The sequence below is a fragment of the Corynebacterium timonense genome (assembly GCF_900105305.1).
GTDB lineage: Bacteria > Actinomycetota > Actinomycetes > Mycobacteriales > Mycobacteriaceae > Corynebacterium > Corynebacterium timonense.
This window is the reverse complement of the sequence record NZ_LT629765.1, coordinates 839,122-854,606: the sequence shown is the minus strand read 5'-3', so window position 1 is coordinate 854,606 and position 15,485 is coordinate 839,122. Positions and strand designations below refer to the sequence as shown.

Here is a 15,485-nt window from a genome sequence, read left to right as displayed (position 1 = left end):
TTAGCCGATATTGATGGGGTCGACCCGCACGCGCAGCGGCAGGTCCTGCTTGCGCGTCGCCCGGCTCACGGACCCCGCCCGCAGCGCGCGCCCCAGCTCGGCGCGCCCCGCTAGCGGGCTGCGCACGAGCACGCGCTGCGCGGGGCCGTACTCCGCCTCATTCCAGTGCCCCGGCAGGTCCTCGCCGGGCGGCAGGTCGACGGGGCCGAGCTTTTCCGCATGGGCGGGCAGGTCGGTGTGCGCGAAGTAGTCCTCGAGGGCGGCGCGGGGGGCGTCGATAAGCGCGAGGTGCACCGCGGGCGGGAAGCGGGCCTCGCGGCGCTGCGCGAGCTCGAGGGCGGCGAAGCCGGGGGCGTCCCACCGGATGAGGTGCTGGACGGCGGGGTGCGAGGGCTCGGCCACGACGACGACCTCGCCACCATCCTCGCGCGGCTCCACAAGGGTCGCCGCAGCAAGCCACGCGGCAAAGGCATCTTCGACCGCCCGCAGGTCGGGGCGGCGCAAAAGCGCCCACGTGTCGAGGAGCGCCGCGGCGCCGTAGCCGCCGGCGTCCACGGCCGGCTCGGCCCCTGGGGTCGCCACGACGATCGCTGGCTCGCGCGGCACGGTAGCGAGGATGCGCTCGCCCCACGACGTGCGCACCCGCGTGCGCGGAAAGGCCCGCCCCAGCTCCTCGGCCGTGCGCTCTGTGCCCACCACCACAGACCGCAGCTTGCGCGAGCCGCACTCGGCGCAGACGTGGGCGGTGTCGACGCGACCGCACCAGCGGCACGTCGGAGCGGCCGCCTCGGCGTTACTCGCGGGCAGGCCCAGCGGCCCGTTGCACCAGCGACAGCGCGCCGGGGCGCGACAGTTCCCGCACGCCAATGAGCGGATGTACCCCGTGCGGGGGACCTGGAAGAGCACGGGGGCGCCCCTCTCCAGCGCCCGCGCCGCCGCCTGGAAGGCGATCGACGGCACACGCGCCTCGCGGGCGCGGGGGTCGCGCTCCAGCGCGACGTCGCTGTCTGCCGCCGCTCGGATGTGCGGCCCACGCTGGCGCAGCAGCTCGCGCGGCGCGACGAGCTCGTGCATCCACCCCGACTCGACGAGCAGCTGGGTCTCCGCCGTGCGGGCGTGGCCGCCGATGACCAGTGAGGCGCCCTCGATGGCGGAGCGGGTGGTAAGCACTTCGCGAGCATGGACGTAGGGGGCGCGGGGGTCGACGAGCGACTCGTCGCCGTCGTGCATGAGCACCATCAGCCGCAGGTGCTCTACCGGGGCGAACGCCGCTGAGCGCGTCCCCACCACCAAGCGCCCCTGCCCGTGCAGGACCGACAGGTAGCGCGAGTAGCGCGCTTGCGGGCCCTGCGCCGCGGTCAGCGTCGTAATCTGTCGCGGCCCCACGAGCTCGCGCAGGGCCGCCTCGCACGTATCGACGTCCCGCTGGTCCGGCACCACAATCAGCACGCCCCCGCCGTCGATGGCGACCTTCGTAGCCAGAGCGGCCACCGCCACCGGCCACTTCTCCCCCGGGGCGACCTGCCACGCGGCGCGCGCAAGCTTGCCCTCGACGACCGCGTCGACAAAGGACTGGCCGTGCTCGTACGCGGTCCAGGCGGACAGGTCGGGCTCGCCCGCCTCGCCGAGCTCCTCCCACGCCGTGGCCGTGTCCGTCTCCTCGGCCTTCGCGTGGCGGGCGGGCACGGCGGAGCGATAGATGTCGCTGCGGACCCCCGCGTAGCGCTCTGCGAGGGCGTCGACCAGCGTGCGCACGCGCGCAGGCGCCACAACCTCGGGGGAGATGACGCGCTCGATGAAGCGCAGGTCGCCCTCGTGCTCGGAGGTGGCGTGGCGCGACAGGACGATGGCGTCGACGAGGCGCCCGGCGAAGCGGATGCGCACCCGGACCCCCGGCCGCGCCGCCTCCGAGTCGGCCTCGGTGACGAGGTAGTCGAAGGGGCGGTCAAGGTGCGCGAGACCGAGGAGCGGCAGAAGCCGGGCGACGGGCGCCGTCGCTGCGGCCGCGGCTGGTGGTTGTGCCATAGCGCTCCAGGGCGGCTAGCTCAGGCCCGCGGCCTCGCGCAGCGCGTCGACGCGGTCGAGGCGTTCCCACGGCAGGTCGAGGTCCGTGCGGCCGAAGTGACCGTAGGCGGCGGTCTGCCCGTAAATCGGCCGCAGCAGGTCGAGCTCGTTGATGATGGCGCTCGGCCGCAGATCAAAGACCTGTTCCACGGCGTGCTGGATGGACTCGCTCGTCTGGCCCTCGGCGGCGGTGCCGAAGGTCTCAACGTAGAGGCCGACGGGGGTCGCGCGGCCGATCGCGTAGGCCACTTGGAGCTCCACGCGGCGCGCCAGCCCGGCCGCGACGACGTTCTTGGCCACCCACCGCATGGCATAGGCGCCGGAGCGGTCCACCTTCGACGGGTCCTTTCCGGAGAAGGCGCCGCCGCCGTGACGTGCCATTCCGCCGTAGGTGTCGACGATGATCTTGCGCCCAGTCAGCCCGGCGTCGCCCATCGGCCCTCCCAAGACAAAGGACCCAGAGGGGTTGACCAAAAGCTTTGTTTCCGAGTCGTAGTAGCGCTCCAGCCCGGCGTCCTTGATGACCCACTCGACGACGTGTTCGCGCACGGCGGCAGACAGTTCCTCGCCGGCGAAGTTCGGGTCGTGCTGCGTAGAGACGACGATGGTGTCGAGGCGGACAGGTTGGTCCCCCTCGTAGGCGAAGGTCACCTGGGTTTTGCCGTCCGGGCGCAGACCGACGACTTCGCCCGCCTTGCGCACGGCGGTCAGGCGCCGGGCGAGGCGGTGCGCCGTCGCGATCGGCAGCGGCATATACTCCGGCGTCTCGTCGGTAGCGTAGCCAAACATCAAGCCTTGGTCGCCCGCGCCCGACTGGTCTTTCTCCTCCGTGGAGTGGCCCTCGCGGTGTTCCTGCGAGACGTTGACGCCCTCGGCGATCTCATTGGACTGTTCCCCGATCGCGATGTTCACGCCGCAGGTGCGCCCGTCGAAGCCGACCTCGGAGGAGGTAAAGCCGATGCCCACGAGCTTCTCGCGCACGATCCTGGCGATGTTGGAGTACGCGGAGGTGGAGACCTCGCCCACGACGTGGACCTGGCCCGTCGTCACCAGTGTTTCCACCGCCACCCGGGCCCGCGGGTCCTGCGCGAGCAGGTCATCGAGGACCGCGTCCGAGATAGCGTCGCAGATCTTGTCCGGGTGGCCCTCCGTAACGGATTCGCTGGTAAACAAGCGGCGGCTCGTCGCTGGAGACGGTGTAGACGGTGTAGACGGTGTTATCAAAGTCTTTCCTTCGTCGACTCGTGTAGGCACTCCTGACCAATATAGACCAAGCGGTCTAAGTGTCAAACCTCGGTGGTCCAGCCCTCGATGGCGTCCCATATCTGCGCCGCCACCACGTGCTTTGGGCCGTCGGCGATCTCAGAGACCGAGCCGTCGCGCCCGATCAGCCACCCGCTATTGCGGGGCTGACCGAAGACTTTGCCCTCGGCCACCGAGTTCACCATCAGCAGGTCCGCGCCCTTGCGTGCAAGCTTAGCCTTACCGTACTCCAACGGGTTATCCGTCTCCGCGGCGAACCCCACGATGACGGCGTTCGTCTCCCCCGCTTCTCGCTTGTCGACGAGCCCGCGCAGCACGTCCGGGTTTTCCACCAACCGGATCGTCGACAACGCGTCGTCGCTCTGCCCCTTCTTCAGCTTCGACGTCGCCTCGTGTTCCGGGCGGTAGTCGGATACCGCCGCCGACATGATGATCACGTCCGCCTCCGCCGCGCGCTCATCCATCGCGCGCTTCAGCTCGCGGGTCGAACGCGCCCGGACGACCTCGGCCCCCGCCGGGGCCTCCAGCTCCGCGGTGTCGCAGGCCACGAGCGTGACCTGCGCGCCCTTGTGCGCCGCGATGTCCGCCAGCGCGTAGCCTTGGCGCCCCGACGAACGGTTGCCCACGTAGCGCACGGGGTCGATGTTCTCCTGCGTCCCCCCGGCGCTGATGAGCACGCGTTTTCCTTCCAGGCCTCGCCCCAACGCGCCGTGCTCGGCGACGGTGCGGGCAAGCTCCGCGATCACGCCCGGCTCCAGCATCCTGCCCGGACCGGTGTCGGTGCCCGTCAGCCGCCCATGCGCGGGCTCCAGAACGGTGTAGCCGCGCCGCCGCAGGGTGGCCACATTCTCCTGCGTCGCGGGGTTCCTCCACATCTCGGTGTGCATGGCGGGCGCTACGACCACCGGGCAGGTGGCCACCAAGAGCGTCGACGTCAGCAGGTCGTCCGCGCGCCCAGCGGCGACGCGCGCCATAAGGTCGGCGGTTGCGGGAGCGACGACGATGAGGTCTGCCTCCTGCCCCACCCGCACGTGCTGCACCTCGTCGACGCGCGTGAACACACCCGTCTCCACAGGGTTGCCGGAGAGCGCCTCGAACGTCGCCGCGCCGACGAAATTCAACGCGTTGGCCGTGGGCACGACGCGGACGTGGTCGCCTCGCTCAGTAAAGTCACGCACCACGTGGCACGCCTTGTACGCGGCGATTCCGCCTGACACACCGACAACGACATTCATGCCTTCGCTCATAGGCGCCCAGTCTAGCGCCGCCGCCGCTCACCGCTTCGCACCCAGGACACGACACAGGACACGACAAAGGCGCGCCGCTCGGCGAGAGTCGGCGCGCCTCGTTTTACGTCGGCACGCGGATTAGTGCCCTTCCTCGTGCTCGAGGAGGTCCGCCTGGATCTCGCGCAGCGCGATGGACAGCGGCTTCTCCCCCGCTTCCGGGGTGACCAAGGGGCCGATGAACTCGAAGACGCCCTCGTCCTGCTCCTGGTAGAAGCTGTTGATCTGGCGGGCCCGCTTCGCGGCGAAGATCACCAAAGCGTACTTGGACGACACCTTGGTCAAAAGCTCGTCGATCGGCGGGGCCGTGATGCCCTCGGGGGCATCGTAGACCATCTGGTCGTCACTAACGTTGCTCACTTACACCTACTTGTACTTGCAACTACTCAGTCTCGGATTGTGTGCTCAATAGTATATCCGCGATGGCGGCAGCTGCCGACTCAACGTCGTCGTTGATGACAACGTCATCGAACTCGCTCTGCGCCTCAAGTTCGCGGCGTGCGGTCTCCAGCCTGCGCTGAATCACGTCCTCCGGCTCGGTGCCGCGGCCTGTTAACCGATCCACGAGCACCTCCCACGAGGGCGGGGCGAGGAAGACGGTGGCAGCGTCCGGCATCAGCCGTTTGATGGTACGGGCCCCCGCGAGGTCCACCTCGACGAGCACGGGACGGCCAGCGGCCATCGCCTCCTTGACCGGGCCAGCAGGAGTGCCCGAGCGCTGCAGCCCCCCGTGAATATCCGCCCACTCAAGCATCTCGCCGGCGTCGATGCGGTTCTGGAAATACTCGGGGGTGACAAAGAAGTAGTCTTTGCCGTCGACCTCGCCGGGGCGGGGCTGACGCGTCGTCATTGACACGGAGAAGTACAGGTCGGGGACGTCGGTGCGCAGGCGGTGAACCACCGTTGACTTGCCCACAGCTGAGGGGCCGGCCATGACGACCAGCCGTCCTCGCTGCGTCGCGTCCCGCACGGGCTTACGCCTCGAAGCCGAAACGCTCCAGGAGAGCGCGGCGCTGGCGCTCGCCGAGACCACGCAGACGGCGGGTCTGGGCGATCTCGAGTTCCTCCATGATCTCGCGGGCCTTCACCTTGCCCACCTTCGGCATGGCCTCGAGGAGCGCGGAGACCTTGGTCTTGCCGATGATCTCGTCAGACTCCGCCTTGTCCAAGACGTCCTTGAGAGTGGTATCCCCGCGCTTGAGCGAAGCCTTCAGTTCCGCGCGCTGCTTGCGTGCCTCTGCTGCCTTGGCGAGGGCTTCCTTACGCTGCTCATCGGTCAACTGTGGAAGGGCCACGTTTCCTCCATTGTCTCGTAGTAAAGTTCTTGGGCCAGTTTCCCAACCGGATCAGCCAGCTGCCCGAATCCCATCAGTGCAACTCACTGGTACCGGCTAAGTGTATCACTGGGTCGCCGCCCGCCGGTACTGGCGGACGGTGTTTTGCCACGTCATCGCATGGACGCACCTAAACTACCAGGGTTTTTCGGCGCGGACGAATAAGCCCCCGTTTACGCTGGCTGCGCCATTTCGGCGGCGCGTTGTCGCAGGTCACGGACGTGGGGCCCCGCGGAAAGCACGCCACGCGACACGTTGGGGAACACCGCGTGGCGGTGAGTTCCCGCCACGCGGTCGGCGTCGGCGAAGCTCGCCCCCTGCGCCCCCACCCCCGGCATAAGCACCGGGGCGTTGAGCGTATCTAGGACGGGCGGCTGCGCGACGGTCGCGCCCACCACGACCCCCACGTCCCCGACCCCGGGGCCGCGGTTGTACTGGGCGCACGCGTTCACCATCTGCTGGGCGATGCTCACGTCGTCGATCTGCTGGGATTGGAAGGCCACCGCCTCCGGGTTGGAGTTCGCGGCCATGACAAACACGCCCTTGCCGTTCTCGCGGGCCAGCTCGATCGCCGGGGTGAGCGAGCCCACCCCCAAGAAGGGCGTGAGAGTCACCGCGTCGGCCTCAAGGGGCGAGCCCACGCCGAGCCACGCCTGGGCGTAACCGGCCATGGTGGAGCCGATGTCACCGCGCTTGGCGTCGGCCACGACGAGCGTGCCCGCCTCGCGCAGCGCCGCCAGCGCCTCCTCCAGGACCACGAAACCCGCGGAACCGAAGCGCTCGAAGAAGGCCACCTGCGGTTTGACCAGCGCGACGTGGCCGGCAAACGCCTCGACGCACGTGCGCGTGAACGTGCGCAGCCCGGCGACGTCGTCGCCCAAACCCCACTGCTGCAGCAGTGCAGCGTGCGGGTCGATACCCACGCACAGCCTGCCGTGACGCTGTCCCGCCTCGACGAGGCGCTCGCCGAAGCCCATTAGCGCGCGCCCGCCGTGTGGTCAATCTCCTGCAGGCTGCGCACGGACAGCTCGTTGTCGCGCATGTCTTCGATGCCCTGTACCGCAGCGACAACGCCCTGCACCGTCGTGATGAGCGGCACGCCCGCCGCAGCGGCCGCGGCGCGGATCTCGTAGCCGTCGTGGCGGGCTCCCGAGGAGCCCGCGGGGGTGTTGAGGATCAAGTCGATCTCCCCGTTGGTGATGCGCTCGACGATGGACACGCCCTCGGCGCCTTCGCGGGCCTCGGAGGCCTTGACCGCCAGCTCGCACTCGATGCCGTTGCGGCGCAGCATCGAGGCCGTGCCCGACGTGGCCACGATGGAAAAGCCCATCGTGTACAGGCGCTGAATGGGCAGAATGAGCGAGCGCTTGTCGCGGTTGGCCACGGACACGAACACCGTGCCGGCCGCGGGCAGCTCGCCGAAAGCGGCGGCCTCCGCCTTGGCGTAGGCCTCGCCGAAGGAGTCCGCCAGGCCCATGACCTCACCCGTGGACTTCATTTCCGGGCCGAGGATGGTGTCCAGCACCGCTCCCGTCGGCGTCCGGAAGCGAGTGAACGGCAGCACCGCCTCCTTCACCGCGATGGGGTGCTCGAGCGGCAGCGAGCCGCCGTCGTAGTCCGCGGGGATCATGCCCTCGGCCTGCAGCTCGGGGATCGTCGCGCCCATCATGATGCGCGAGGCCGCCTTGGCCAGGTGCACGCCGGTCGCCTTGGACACGAAGGGCACCGTGCGGGAGGCGCGCGGGTTGGCCTCGATGACGTAGAGGATGTCGTCCTTGAGGGCGAACTGGACGTTCATGAGACCCTTGACTCCAATGCCGTGGGCCAGAGCGGCGGCGCTGCGGCGCACGGTGTCGATGTCCTCCGGGCCGATGGTCATCGGCGGCAGGGCGCACGCCGAGTCGCCCGAGTGGATGCCGGCCTCCTCGATGTGCTCCATTACGCCGCCGAGGTAGACGCGTTCGCCGTCGCTGAGCACGTCAACGTCGATCTCGATCGCGGAGTCGAGGAAGCGGTCCACCAACACGGGGTGGTCCGGGCTGAGCTCGGTGGCGCGGTCGATGTAGTCCTCGAGGCTCGCCTCGTCGTAGACGATCTCCATGCCGCGCCCGCCGAGGACGTAGGAGGGGCGCACCAGCACCGGGTAGCCGATACGGGCGGCCACCTCCCGGGCCTCCGCGAACGAGGTTGCCGTGCCGTAGGCGGGTGCGGGCAGGCCCGCCGCGGTGAGCACGGTTCCGAACGCGCCCCGGTCTTCCGCCAGGTCGATCGCCTCGGGAGACGTCCCGACGACGGGAACGCCGGCGTCGGCAAGCCGCTGCGCTAGGCCCAGGGGCGTTTGTCCGCCGAGCTGGACGATCACGCCCGCGACGGTGCCGGAGGCGGCCTCCGCCCGGTAGATCTCCATGACGTCTTCGAAGGTGAGCGGCTCGAAGTAGAGGCGGTCGGCGGTGTCGTAGTCGGTGGAGACGGTCTCTGGGTTGCAGTTGACCATCACCGTCTCGTAGCCCACGCGCGACAGCTCGAGCGCTGCGTGGACGCAGGAGTAGTCGAACTCGATGCCCTGGCCGATGCGGTTGGGCCCGGAACCGAGGATGATCACCTTCTCCTTGCCGGTCTGCTCGATCTCGCTCTCCGCATTCGGGTCAAGCTCGTAAGCCGAGTAGTGGTACGGCGTCTGCGCCTCGAATTCCCCGGCGCAGGTGTCCACCGTCTTGAACACGGGGTGGATGCCCAGCGACCAGCGCAGGGAGCGCACGCCGTCCTCCCCCGCCAGCTCGGGGCGAAGGGCGGCGATTTGGGCGTCGGAAAGCCCGTAGCCCTTCGCCTCGCGCAGCAGCGCGCCGTCGAGGACCGGCGCCGAACGCAGCACCTCGCGGAACTCGACGAGGTCGGCGAGCTCTGCGAGGAACCACGGGTCGATGCCGGAGGCGGCGTGGACGTCCTCGATGCTCGCGCCGAGGCGGAGGGCGAGCTCGACGTCGTACATGCGCTTATCGGTCGGGGTCGCGAGGTCCTCGAGGACCGCCGCGGCGTCGGTGGCGCGCTCGCCGGCGACGTACTCGTCGGGGCGCGTCCAAAAACCGCTGGGGGAATCCTCCATCGAACGCATGACCTTGTTCAGGCCCTGGATGTAGTTGCGGCCGATGCCCATTGCCTCGCCGACGGCCTTCATGGACGTGCCCAGCGTCTCGTCCGAGCCGGGGAACTTCTCGAAGGCGAAGCGCGGCATCTTCACAATGACGTAGTCAAGCGTCGGCTCGAAGGCCGCCGGGGTGACGCCCGTGATGTCGTTGGTGATCTCGTCAAGGGTGTAGCCGATGGCGAGCTTGGAGGCGATCTTGGCGATGGGGAAGCCGGTTGCCTTCGACGCGAGAGCCGAGGAGCGGGACACGCGCGGGTTCATCTCGATGGTGATGATGCGCCCGTCGACGGGGTTCACCGCGAATTGGATGTTGCAGCCGCCGGTGTCCACTCCGACCTCGCGGATGATGGCGATGCCCTGGTCGCGCATGGTCTGGAACTCTCGGTCGGTCAGGGTGAGCGCCGGGGCGACGGTGACGGAGTCGCCGGTGTGCACGCCAAGCGCGTCGACGTTTTCGATGGACGCGATGACCACGACGTTGTCGTCGCCGTCGCGCATGAGCTCGAGCTCGAACTCCTTCCAGCCAAGGATCGACTCCTCGATGAGCACGTTCGCCTCCGGCGAGGCCTCCAACCCGCCGCCCGCGATGCGCTCGAGGTCCTCCATGCTGAAGGCGAGGCCGGAGCCGAGCCCGCCCATCGTGAACGAGGGCCTGACGACGACCGGCAGGCCGAGCTCTGCGACCGCCTCGTGGGCCTGTTCCATTGTGTGGCACACGCGCGAGCGCGCGGACTCGCCGCCGATCGCGGCCACGATGTCCTTGAACTTCTGGCGGTCCTCGCCGCGCTCGATGGCCTCGATGTTCGCGCCGATGAGCTCGACGCTGTGTTTGGCCAGGATGCCCTGGCGGTCGAGCTGAATCGCCGCGTTGAGCGCGGTCTGGCCGCCGAGGGTGGCCAGAATCGCGTCGACCGGGTGGCCCTGTTCAGCCTCGCGGGCGAGGATGGCGTCAATGTAGGCGGGTTCGATCGGCTCCACGTAGGTGTGGTCGGCGAACTCCGGGTCGGTCATGATCGTGGCCGGGTTGGAGTTGATCAGCGTCACCCGCAACCCCTCCTCCTTGAGCACCCGGCACGCCTGGGTGCCGGAGTAGTCGAACTCACAGGCTTGGCCGATGACGATGGGCCCAGAACCGATAACCAGGACGTGGTTGATGTCTTCTCGCTTCATAGTCTTTTGCGTTCCTTCCCTGGGTTCCGTCCCTGGTTAGTTCTTGTTCGGGCTGTGGTTGTCCATCAGGTCGATGAACTGGTCGAACAGCGGGTTCGCGTCGTGCGGGCCGGCGGCGGACTCGGGGTGGTACTGCACGGAGTACGCCATCCCGCTTTCCAGCGCGACGCCCTCGACGACGCCGTCGTTGAGGCAGGTGTGCGTGACCACGGCGGGGCCGAAGTCGGTGTCGAAGCTTTCGCCCGCCGTGCCCTTCAGGGCGAAGCCGTGGTTCTGGCTGGTGATGTCGATCTTTCCGGTGAGGTGGTTTTTCACCGGCACGTTGACGCCGCGGTGGCCGAACTTCAGCTTGTAGGTCTCCATGCCGAGCGCGCGGCCGAGGATCTGGTTGCCGAAGCAGATGCCGAACAGCGGCACCTTGTTCGCGATAACGTCGCGGGTCACGGCCACCATCGCGTCCGCGGTGGCGGGGTCGCCCGGGCCGTTGGAGATGAACACTCCGTCCGGGTTGTAGCTCGCGATCTGCTCGAAAGGGGTGTCGGCGGGGACGACGATCGTCTCGATGCCGCGCTGCGCGAAATGGCCCGGGGTGGCGGTCTTGATGCCCATGTCGTAGGCCACGACGGTATACTTCTTCTCCCCCTGCGCCGCGATCACGTAAGGCTCGGAGGTGGTCACCTCGCCCGCGAGGTCGGCCCCGGCCATCGAAGGCTGCTCGTTGACCTTTGCTACGAGCGTATCGACGTCCTCGCGCGCCGCCTCCCCCGTGAAGATCCCCGCGGCGATGGAGCCGTAGGTGCGCAGGTGGCGCACCACGCTGCGGGTGTCCACGCCGTAGATGCCCGTGACGCCCTGGGTCTTCATTTCGTCCTCCAGGGAGCGCTGGGCGCGCCAGTTGGAAACGCGCTTGGCCAGGTCGCGGATGACGAGTCCGGCGACCCAAATATTGGAGTCGTGGGACTCGTTGTCCTCGTCGTTCCAGCCGGTGTTGCCGATCTGCGGGGCCGTCATTACCACGATCTGGCGGTGGTAGGAGGGGTCTGTCATGGTTTCCTGGTAGCCGGTCATCGCGGTGGTGAACACGGCCTCGCCGTAGACCTCAGCTGCGGCGGAGCCGAACGCGTAGCCCGGGAAGACCTTCCCGTCTCCGAGAACAAGGAGGGCGGGTGTTTTCTGAGTGCTCATAACTGGGGTGTCCTTAATTCTCAATCCGGTGCGTGATGGTGCCGCGCAGCATGGTCAGCTCGACCCGCGCGTTGAAGTCCATTCCTTCGTACGGCGTGTTGGAGGCCTTCGACGCCATGTCGGCGCCGGCGGCCGTCCAGGGGCCGTCGGGGTTGACCAGCGCCAGGTTAGCGGGCTCGCCGACGGCCAGGGGGCGGCCCTGGTCGGGCAGGCGGAGGATCTCGGCAGGGCGTTCGCTCATGACTTTGGCCACGAAGCGCCAGTCGGCCAGGCCGCTTTCCACGAAGACCTGGGCCACAACCGCCAGCGAGGTCTCCAGCCCCAGCATGCCCGGCTTGGCGTTTTCGAACTCGACGCACTTGTCTTCGGAACCGTGCGGGGCGTGGTCGGTGGCCACGACGTCGATCGTGCCGTCGAGAAGCGCCTCGCGCAGCGCCTCGGTGTCCGTCTTCTCACGGAGCGGCGGGTTGACGCGGTATGTGCCGTCGTAGGTCTCGAGCTTCTCGTCGGTGAGCAGCAGGTGGTGCGGGGTGACCTCGGCGGTGACGGTGATGCCCTGCTCCTTCGCCCAGCGCAGCAGCCCAACGGTGCCGGCGGTCGAGGCGTGGCAAATATGCAGGCGCCCGCCGTAGTCGCGGGTCATGATGACGTCGCGGGCGACGATCGACTCTTCCGCCACGCGCGGCCAGCCGCGCAGGCCGAGCCGCGCCGCGGTCTCGCCCTCGTGGGCGCACGCGCCCTCGGTCATGCGGTGGTCCTCGGCGTGCTGGGCAAGCAGGACGTCGTAGGCCTTCGCGTACTCGATGGCGCGGCGCATGATCTGCGGGTCGTTGACGCAGCGGCCGTCGTCGGAGAACATGCGCACGTGCGAGCGGCTCATGAGGCCGATCTCGGTGAGCTGCTCGCCGCCGAGCCCCTGCGTAATCGAGCCGACGGGGTAGACGTCACAGGCGCCGTAGGCGCGGCCCTTCTCCCACACGGCCTCGGCGAGGAAGGGCTGGTCGATGACGGGGCTTGTGTTCGCCATGGTGAACACGGCCGTAAAGCCGCCGCGGGCCGCAGCGTCCGAGCCGGTGGCGATGGTCTCCGTGTCCTCCCGGCCGGGCTCGCGCAGGTGCACGTGCATGTCCACGAGGCCAGGCAGGGCAACCATTCCGCGCCCGTCGATGACCTCGGCGCCGTCGTGATCGAGATCGCTGCCGATCTGCGCGATGACCCCATCGGCGACGAGGATGTCCACGGCCTCCTCGCCGTAGGGGCGCACGTTGGTGATGAGGGTGCGTGCCATTTAGTTCTCCTCTCCCGCCAGCAGGGTAAACAGGACGGCCATGCGCGTATACACGCCGTTGGTCACCTGCTGCAGCACGGCGGTGTTGTCGTGGTCGGCCACGTCGAAGTTGATCTCCATGCCGCGCAGCATGGGGCCAGGGTGCATGATCACGGCGCTGTCTTTCATCCGCGCGGCGCGCTCGCGGCTCAGCCCAAAGAGCGTGGCGTACTCGCGGTGCGAGGGGAAGAAACCGCCGTTCATGCGCTCGGCCTGCACGCGCAGCATCATGACCACGTCGGCGTCGGGCAGCTCGGCGTCGAAGTCGGCACTGCAGCGCGCGGGCCAGTGCTCCACGCCCTGCGGCAGGAGCGTCGGCGGGGCGACGAGCACGACCTCGGCGCCGAGCGCGTGGAGCAGGTCCACGTTCGAGCGCGCGACGCGGGAGTGCAGGACGTCGCCGACGACGAGGACCTTTCGCCCGGCGACGTCGCCGATTTTCTGGCGCATCGTCACGGCGTCGAGAAGCGCCTGCGTGGGGTGCTGGTGCTGGCCGTCGCCCGCGTTGATAATGGAAGTCTCGGGCAGCCACGACCGCAGCAGCTGCGGCGCCCCCGAGGCCGGGTGGCGCATAATCACGGCGTCGGCGCCGATCGCGGCGAGGGTCGCGGCGGTGTCTTTGAGCGATTCGCCCTTTGTCACCGAGGACGAGGAGGCGGAGATGTTGATCACGTCGGCGCTCATCCACTTGCCCGCCGTCTCGAAGGACGCCCGGGTGCGGGTGGAGTTTTCGTAAAAGAGGGTGAAAATCGTGCGCCCGCGCAGCGTCGGGAGTTTCTTGATCTCGCGGCCCTCGAGCGCCTCGCGGAAGCGGTCGGCCTCGTCCATGATGCCGACGATCTCCTCGCGGGAGAGGTCCTTGATGTCGATGAGGTGCTTCATTTACTGGGCCTCCCGGGTCAGCGTGACGGCGTCCGCAGAATCCAGCGGGGCGAGCGTGACGCGCACGTCCTCGCTTGTCGACGTCGGAATGTTCTTCCCCACATAGTCGGCGCGGATCGGCAGCTCGCGGTGGCCGCGGTCGACGAGCACGGCGAGCTGGATGGCCCGGGGGCGGCCGACGTCGCGCAGCGAATCGAGCGCCGCGCGGATGGTGCGGCCGGAAAAGAGGACGTCGTCGACGAGGATGACAACGGAGCCGTCGATGTCCTCGGGGATGCGGGTGGGCAAAAGCGCGCGGTGCGGCTTGTCGCGCAGGTCATCGCGGTACAGGGTGACGTCGAGGCTGCCCACGGGCACATCGCGGCCGGAAAACTCGCTGATGGCGACGGCGATACGCTGCGCTAGGGGGACCCCTCCGGAGGGAATGCCGAGGAGGATCACTCGTGGCGCGTCCTCGGAGTCCAGCGCCGTTTTTTCTATGATTTGGTGCGCGATGCGTGCAATGGTGCGCGCGACGTCGTCGGCCTTCAACAGGTCGACCGTCGAGCGGCTCGTTGTACTCATCGGACCTCCTTCCCCGCCTCTCTGTGCGGAATTTAAAGGATGTCGAATTGTCTGCTTCCCCGCGGGCGAACCGTTGGGGACCTCCCACGACACTAGCACCTCGGGACGGGGCACGCCCTGTCGAGCCTGTAGAGTCGGGCGCGTGACTCAGGACAGCCCCCACCCCGACGACCCCAACGCGCCCGCCGCCGTGGGCCTCGGCGCGGTCGCCGCCATCTTCGACGAAGAGAACCTCGAATACCGCCTCGACGACGAGTACCTGCGCTCTGGCTTTATTAACGCCGCGATCGTCGTCGCCCTCGACGGCGATACTCTCGTCTTCGAGGCCGTCTGGCGCGGCGAGTTCCCAGTCGAGATGGCCTCCCAGGTGTTGTTCGCCTGCAACGAGCACAACCAGACGCACTTCGCCCCGACGCTGCGCTTCTTCGAAAACGGCCCGCGACACCTCGCCGCCAGCGCGATCCGAACGATGGATGTCTCCCAGGGGGCGTCGTTCAACCAGCTCGGCGCCTTCGTGGTGAGCTCCATCGAGGCGACCCTGCAGGCCTTCGACTACCTGGCCGTCACGTTCCCGACCCTGGTCACCTGGGAGGAGACCCACGATGAGCACTAACACCGCTACCGCTACACAGGTCACCGTCGACCGCGCCATCGCCGCGATGGCGAGCCACGGGGTCGAGCTTTCCGACGACCCCTCGGGCCGCGTCGCCCGGTGCACCCTCAACGGGCTCGACGTGCTTTTCGTCCTGCTCGATTCCGTCCTCATCGTCCGCGCGGACACCCGCACCGATATCCCCGCCGACACCCCCGACGCGACGCTGTACCTCAGCGCCAACCAGGCCAACTCCACGCTCCTCGGCGCGCGCGCCGTCGTGGTCAACCGCGGCGAGACCATCACCGTACGCACCGAGGCCGAGCTACCCGTCGGGGCGGGGCTTACCGACGTCCAGCTCGCCGCCGCCCTCAAACGCGCCGTGGACGGAGTGGTGCGCGGGCAGGACGCGATGACGGCCCTGTCCGAGTCCATCGCCGAACAGCGCGCCGGCGACGGCTCCTAGTGGCGACAGCCACGCGCCGGAGGGGGATGACGTTATGCCGTGCGACAGGCGGTAGAAGCGGTCGTTTCTCCGCTGTGTCCACGTGGTCGTGGGTCAGATACGGCTCGACGGCGACATGGCCGCTCACCGTGCGATCATCAACGCCGAGCATCTCGTGGCCCGGGCGGAATGAAGACCGGACCCTTCGTGACCTCGCGCAGGTCGGTG

The 15,485-nt window shown here is 68.5% G+C and carries 14 protein-coding genes; 2 read left to right on the top strand and 12 right to left on the bottom strand.

The window, feature by feature from the left end; translation table 11 throughout:
* The 12 genes from BLT81_RS04135 to pyrR form a co-directional block, all read right to left on the bottom strand.
* Positions 1-2,025, bottom strand: coding sequence for a primosomal protein N' (locus tag BLT81_RS04135; protein ID WP_019194564.1), 2,025 nt, complete (start codon positions 2,023-2,025; stop codon positions 1-3).
* Positions 2,026-2,040: 15 nt separating this feature from the next.
* The gene (gene metK / locus BLT81_RS04130) at positions 2,041-3,237 is read right to left on the bottom strand and encodes a methionine adenosyltransferase (RefSeq protein ID WP_019194563.1); all 1,197 of its coding nucleotides are present in this window, start codon (positions 3,235-3,237) and stop codon (positions 2,041-2,043) included.
* Positions 3,238-3,350: 113 nt separating this feature from the next.
* Complete coding sequence (gene coaBC, locus BLT81_RS04125) at positions 3,351-4,574, bottom strand: bifunctional phosphopantothenoylcysteine decarboxylase/phosphopantothenate--cysteine ligase CoaBC (RefSeq protein ID WP_040421563.1); 1,224 nt, start codon at positions 4,572-4,574, stop codon at positions 3,351-3,353.
* Between the two features lie 120 nt (positions 4,575-4,694).
* Complete coding sequence (gene rpoZ, locus BLT81_RS04120; protein ID WP_019194561.1) at positions 4,695-4,949, bottom strand: DNA-directed RNA polymerase subunit omega; 255 nt, start codon at positions 4,947-4,949, stop codon at positions 4,695-4,697.
* Positions 4,950-4,995: 46 nt separating this feature from the next.
* The gene (gene gmk / locus BLT81_RS04115; protein ID WP_019194560.1) at positions 4,996-5,583 is read right to left on the bottom strand and encodes a guanylate kinase; all 588 of its coding nucleotides are present in this window, start codon (positions 5,581-5,583) and stop codon (positions 4,996-4,998) included.
* Positions 5,584-5,587: 4 nt separating this feature from the next.
* Complete coding sequence (mihF, locus tag BLT81_RS04110) at positions 5,588-5,908, bottom strand: integration host factor, actinobacterial type (protein ID WP_040421560.1); 321 nt, start codon at positions 5,906-5,908, stop codon at positions 5,588-5,590.
* Positions 5,909-6,120: 212 nt separating this feature from the next.
* Positions 6,121-6,924 carry an orotidine-5'-phosphate decarboxylase gene (gene pyrF / locus BLT81_RS04105; RefSeq protein ID WP_019194558.1) on the bottom strand — a complete coding sequence of 268 codons (804 nt, stop codon included), beginning with the start codon at positions 6,922-6,924 and terminating at the stop codon, positions 6,121-6,123.
* Entirely contained in the window at positions 6,924-10,262 is a 3,339-nt protein-coding gene (gene carB, locus BLT81_RS04100) for a carbamoyl-phosphate synthase large subunit (RefSeq protein ID WP_019194557.1), read from the bottom strand. Before carB ends, pyrF begins: the two co-directional genes overlap by 1 nt.
* Positions 10,263-10,298: 36 nt before the next feature.
* The gene (gene carA, locus BLT81_RS04095) at positions 10,299-11,447 is read right to left on the bottom strand and encodes a glutamine-hydrolyzing carbamoyl-phosphate synthase small subunit (protein WP_019194556.1); all 1,149 of its coding nucleotides are present in this window, start codon (positions 11,445-11,447) and stop codon (positions 10,299-10,301) included.
* A gap of 13 nt (positions 11,448-11,460) precedes the next feature.
* Entirely contained in the window at positions 11,461-12,735 is a 1,275-nt protein-coding gene (locus tag BLT81_RS04090) for a dihydroorotase (RefSeq protein WP_019194555.1), read from the bottom strand.
* Positions 12,736-13,656, bottom strand: coding sequence for an aspartate carbamoyltransferase catalytic subunit (locus BLT81_RS04085; protein WP_019194554.1), 921 nt, complete (start codon positions 13,654-13,656; stop codon positions 12,736-12,738).
* Positions 13,657-14,220: a bifunctional pyr operon transcriptional regulator/uracil phosphoribosyltransferase PyrR gene (gene pyrR / locus BLT81_RS04080; protein ID WP_019194553.1), complete on the bottom strand. Its 564-nt coding sequence runs from the start codon at positions 14,218-14,220 to the stop codon at positions 13,657-13,659. It abuts the gene before it with no gap.
* Between the two features lie 142 nt (positions 14,221-14,362).
* On the opposite strand from pyrR, the gene BLT81_RS04075 reads away from it, so the two are divergent.
* Positions 14,363-14,833 carry a type III secretion system chaperone family protein gene (locus tag BLT81_RS04075; RefSeq protein ID WP_019194552.1) on the top strand — a complete coding sequence of 157 codons (471 nt, stop codon included), beginning with the start codon at positions 14,363-14,365 and terminating at the stop codon, positions 14,831-14,833.
* Positions 14,823-15,278, top strand: coding sequence for a YbjN domain-containing protein (locus tag BLT81_RS04070; RefSeq protein WP_019194551.1), 456 nt, complete (start codon positions 14,823-14,825; stop codon positions 15,276-15,278). Before BLT81_RS04075 ends, BLT81_RS04070 begins: the two co-directional genes overlap by 11 nt.
* The last annotated feature ends 207 nt before the right edge of the window (positions 15,279-15,485 follow it).

Coding starts and splice junctions, on each gene's coding strand:
- BLT81_RS04135 (WP_019194564.1), bottom strand. CDS start 2,025: ATGGCACAACCACCAGCCGCGGCCGCAGCGACGGCGCCCGTCGCCCGG.
- coaBC (WP_040421563.1), bottom strand. CDS start 4,574: ATGAGCGAAGGCATGAATGTCGTTGTCGGTGTGTCAGGCGGAATCGCC.
- rpoZ (WP_019194561.1), bottom strand. CDS start 4,949: ATGGTCTACGATGCCCCCGAGGGCATCACGGCCCCGCCGATCGACGAG.
- pyrF (WP_019194558.1), bottom strand. CDS start 6,924: ATGGGCTTCGGCGAGCGCCTCGTCGAGGCGGGACAGCGTCACGGCAGG.
- carB (WP_019194557.1), bottom strand. CDS start 10,262: ATGAAGCGAGAAGACATCAACCACGTCCTGGTTATCGGTTCTGGGCCC.
- carA (WP_019194556.1), bottom strand. CDS start 11,447: ATGAGCACTCAGAAAACACCCGCCCTCCTTGTTCTCGGAGACGGGAAG.
- BLT81_RS04090 (WP_019194555.1), bottom strand. CDS start 12,735: ATGGCACGCACCCTCATCACCAACGTGCGCCCCTACGGCGAGGAGGCC.
- BLT81_RS04085 (WP_019194554.1), bottom strand. CDS start 13,656: ATGAAGCACCTCATCGACATCAAGGACCTCTCCCGCGAGGAGATCGTC.
- pyrR (WP_019194553.1), bottom strand. CDS start 14,220: ATGAGTACAACGAGCCGCTCGACGGTCGACCTGTTGAAGGCCGACGAC.
- BLT81_RS04070 (WP_019194551.1), top strand. CDS start 14,823: ATGAGCACTAACACCGCTACCGCTACACAGGTCACCGTCGACCGCGCC.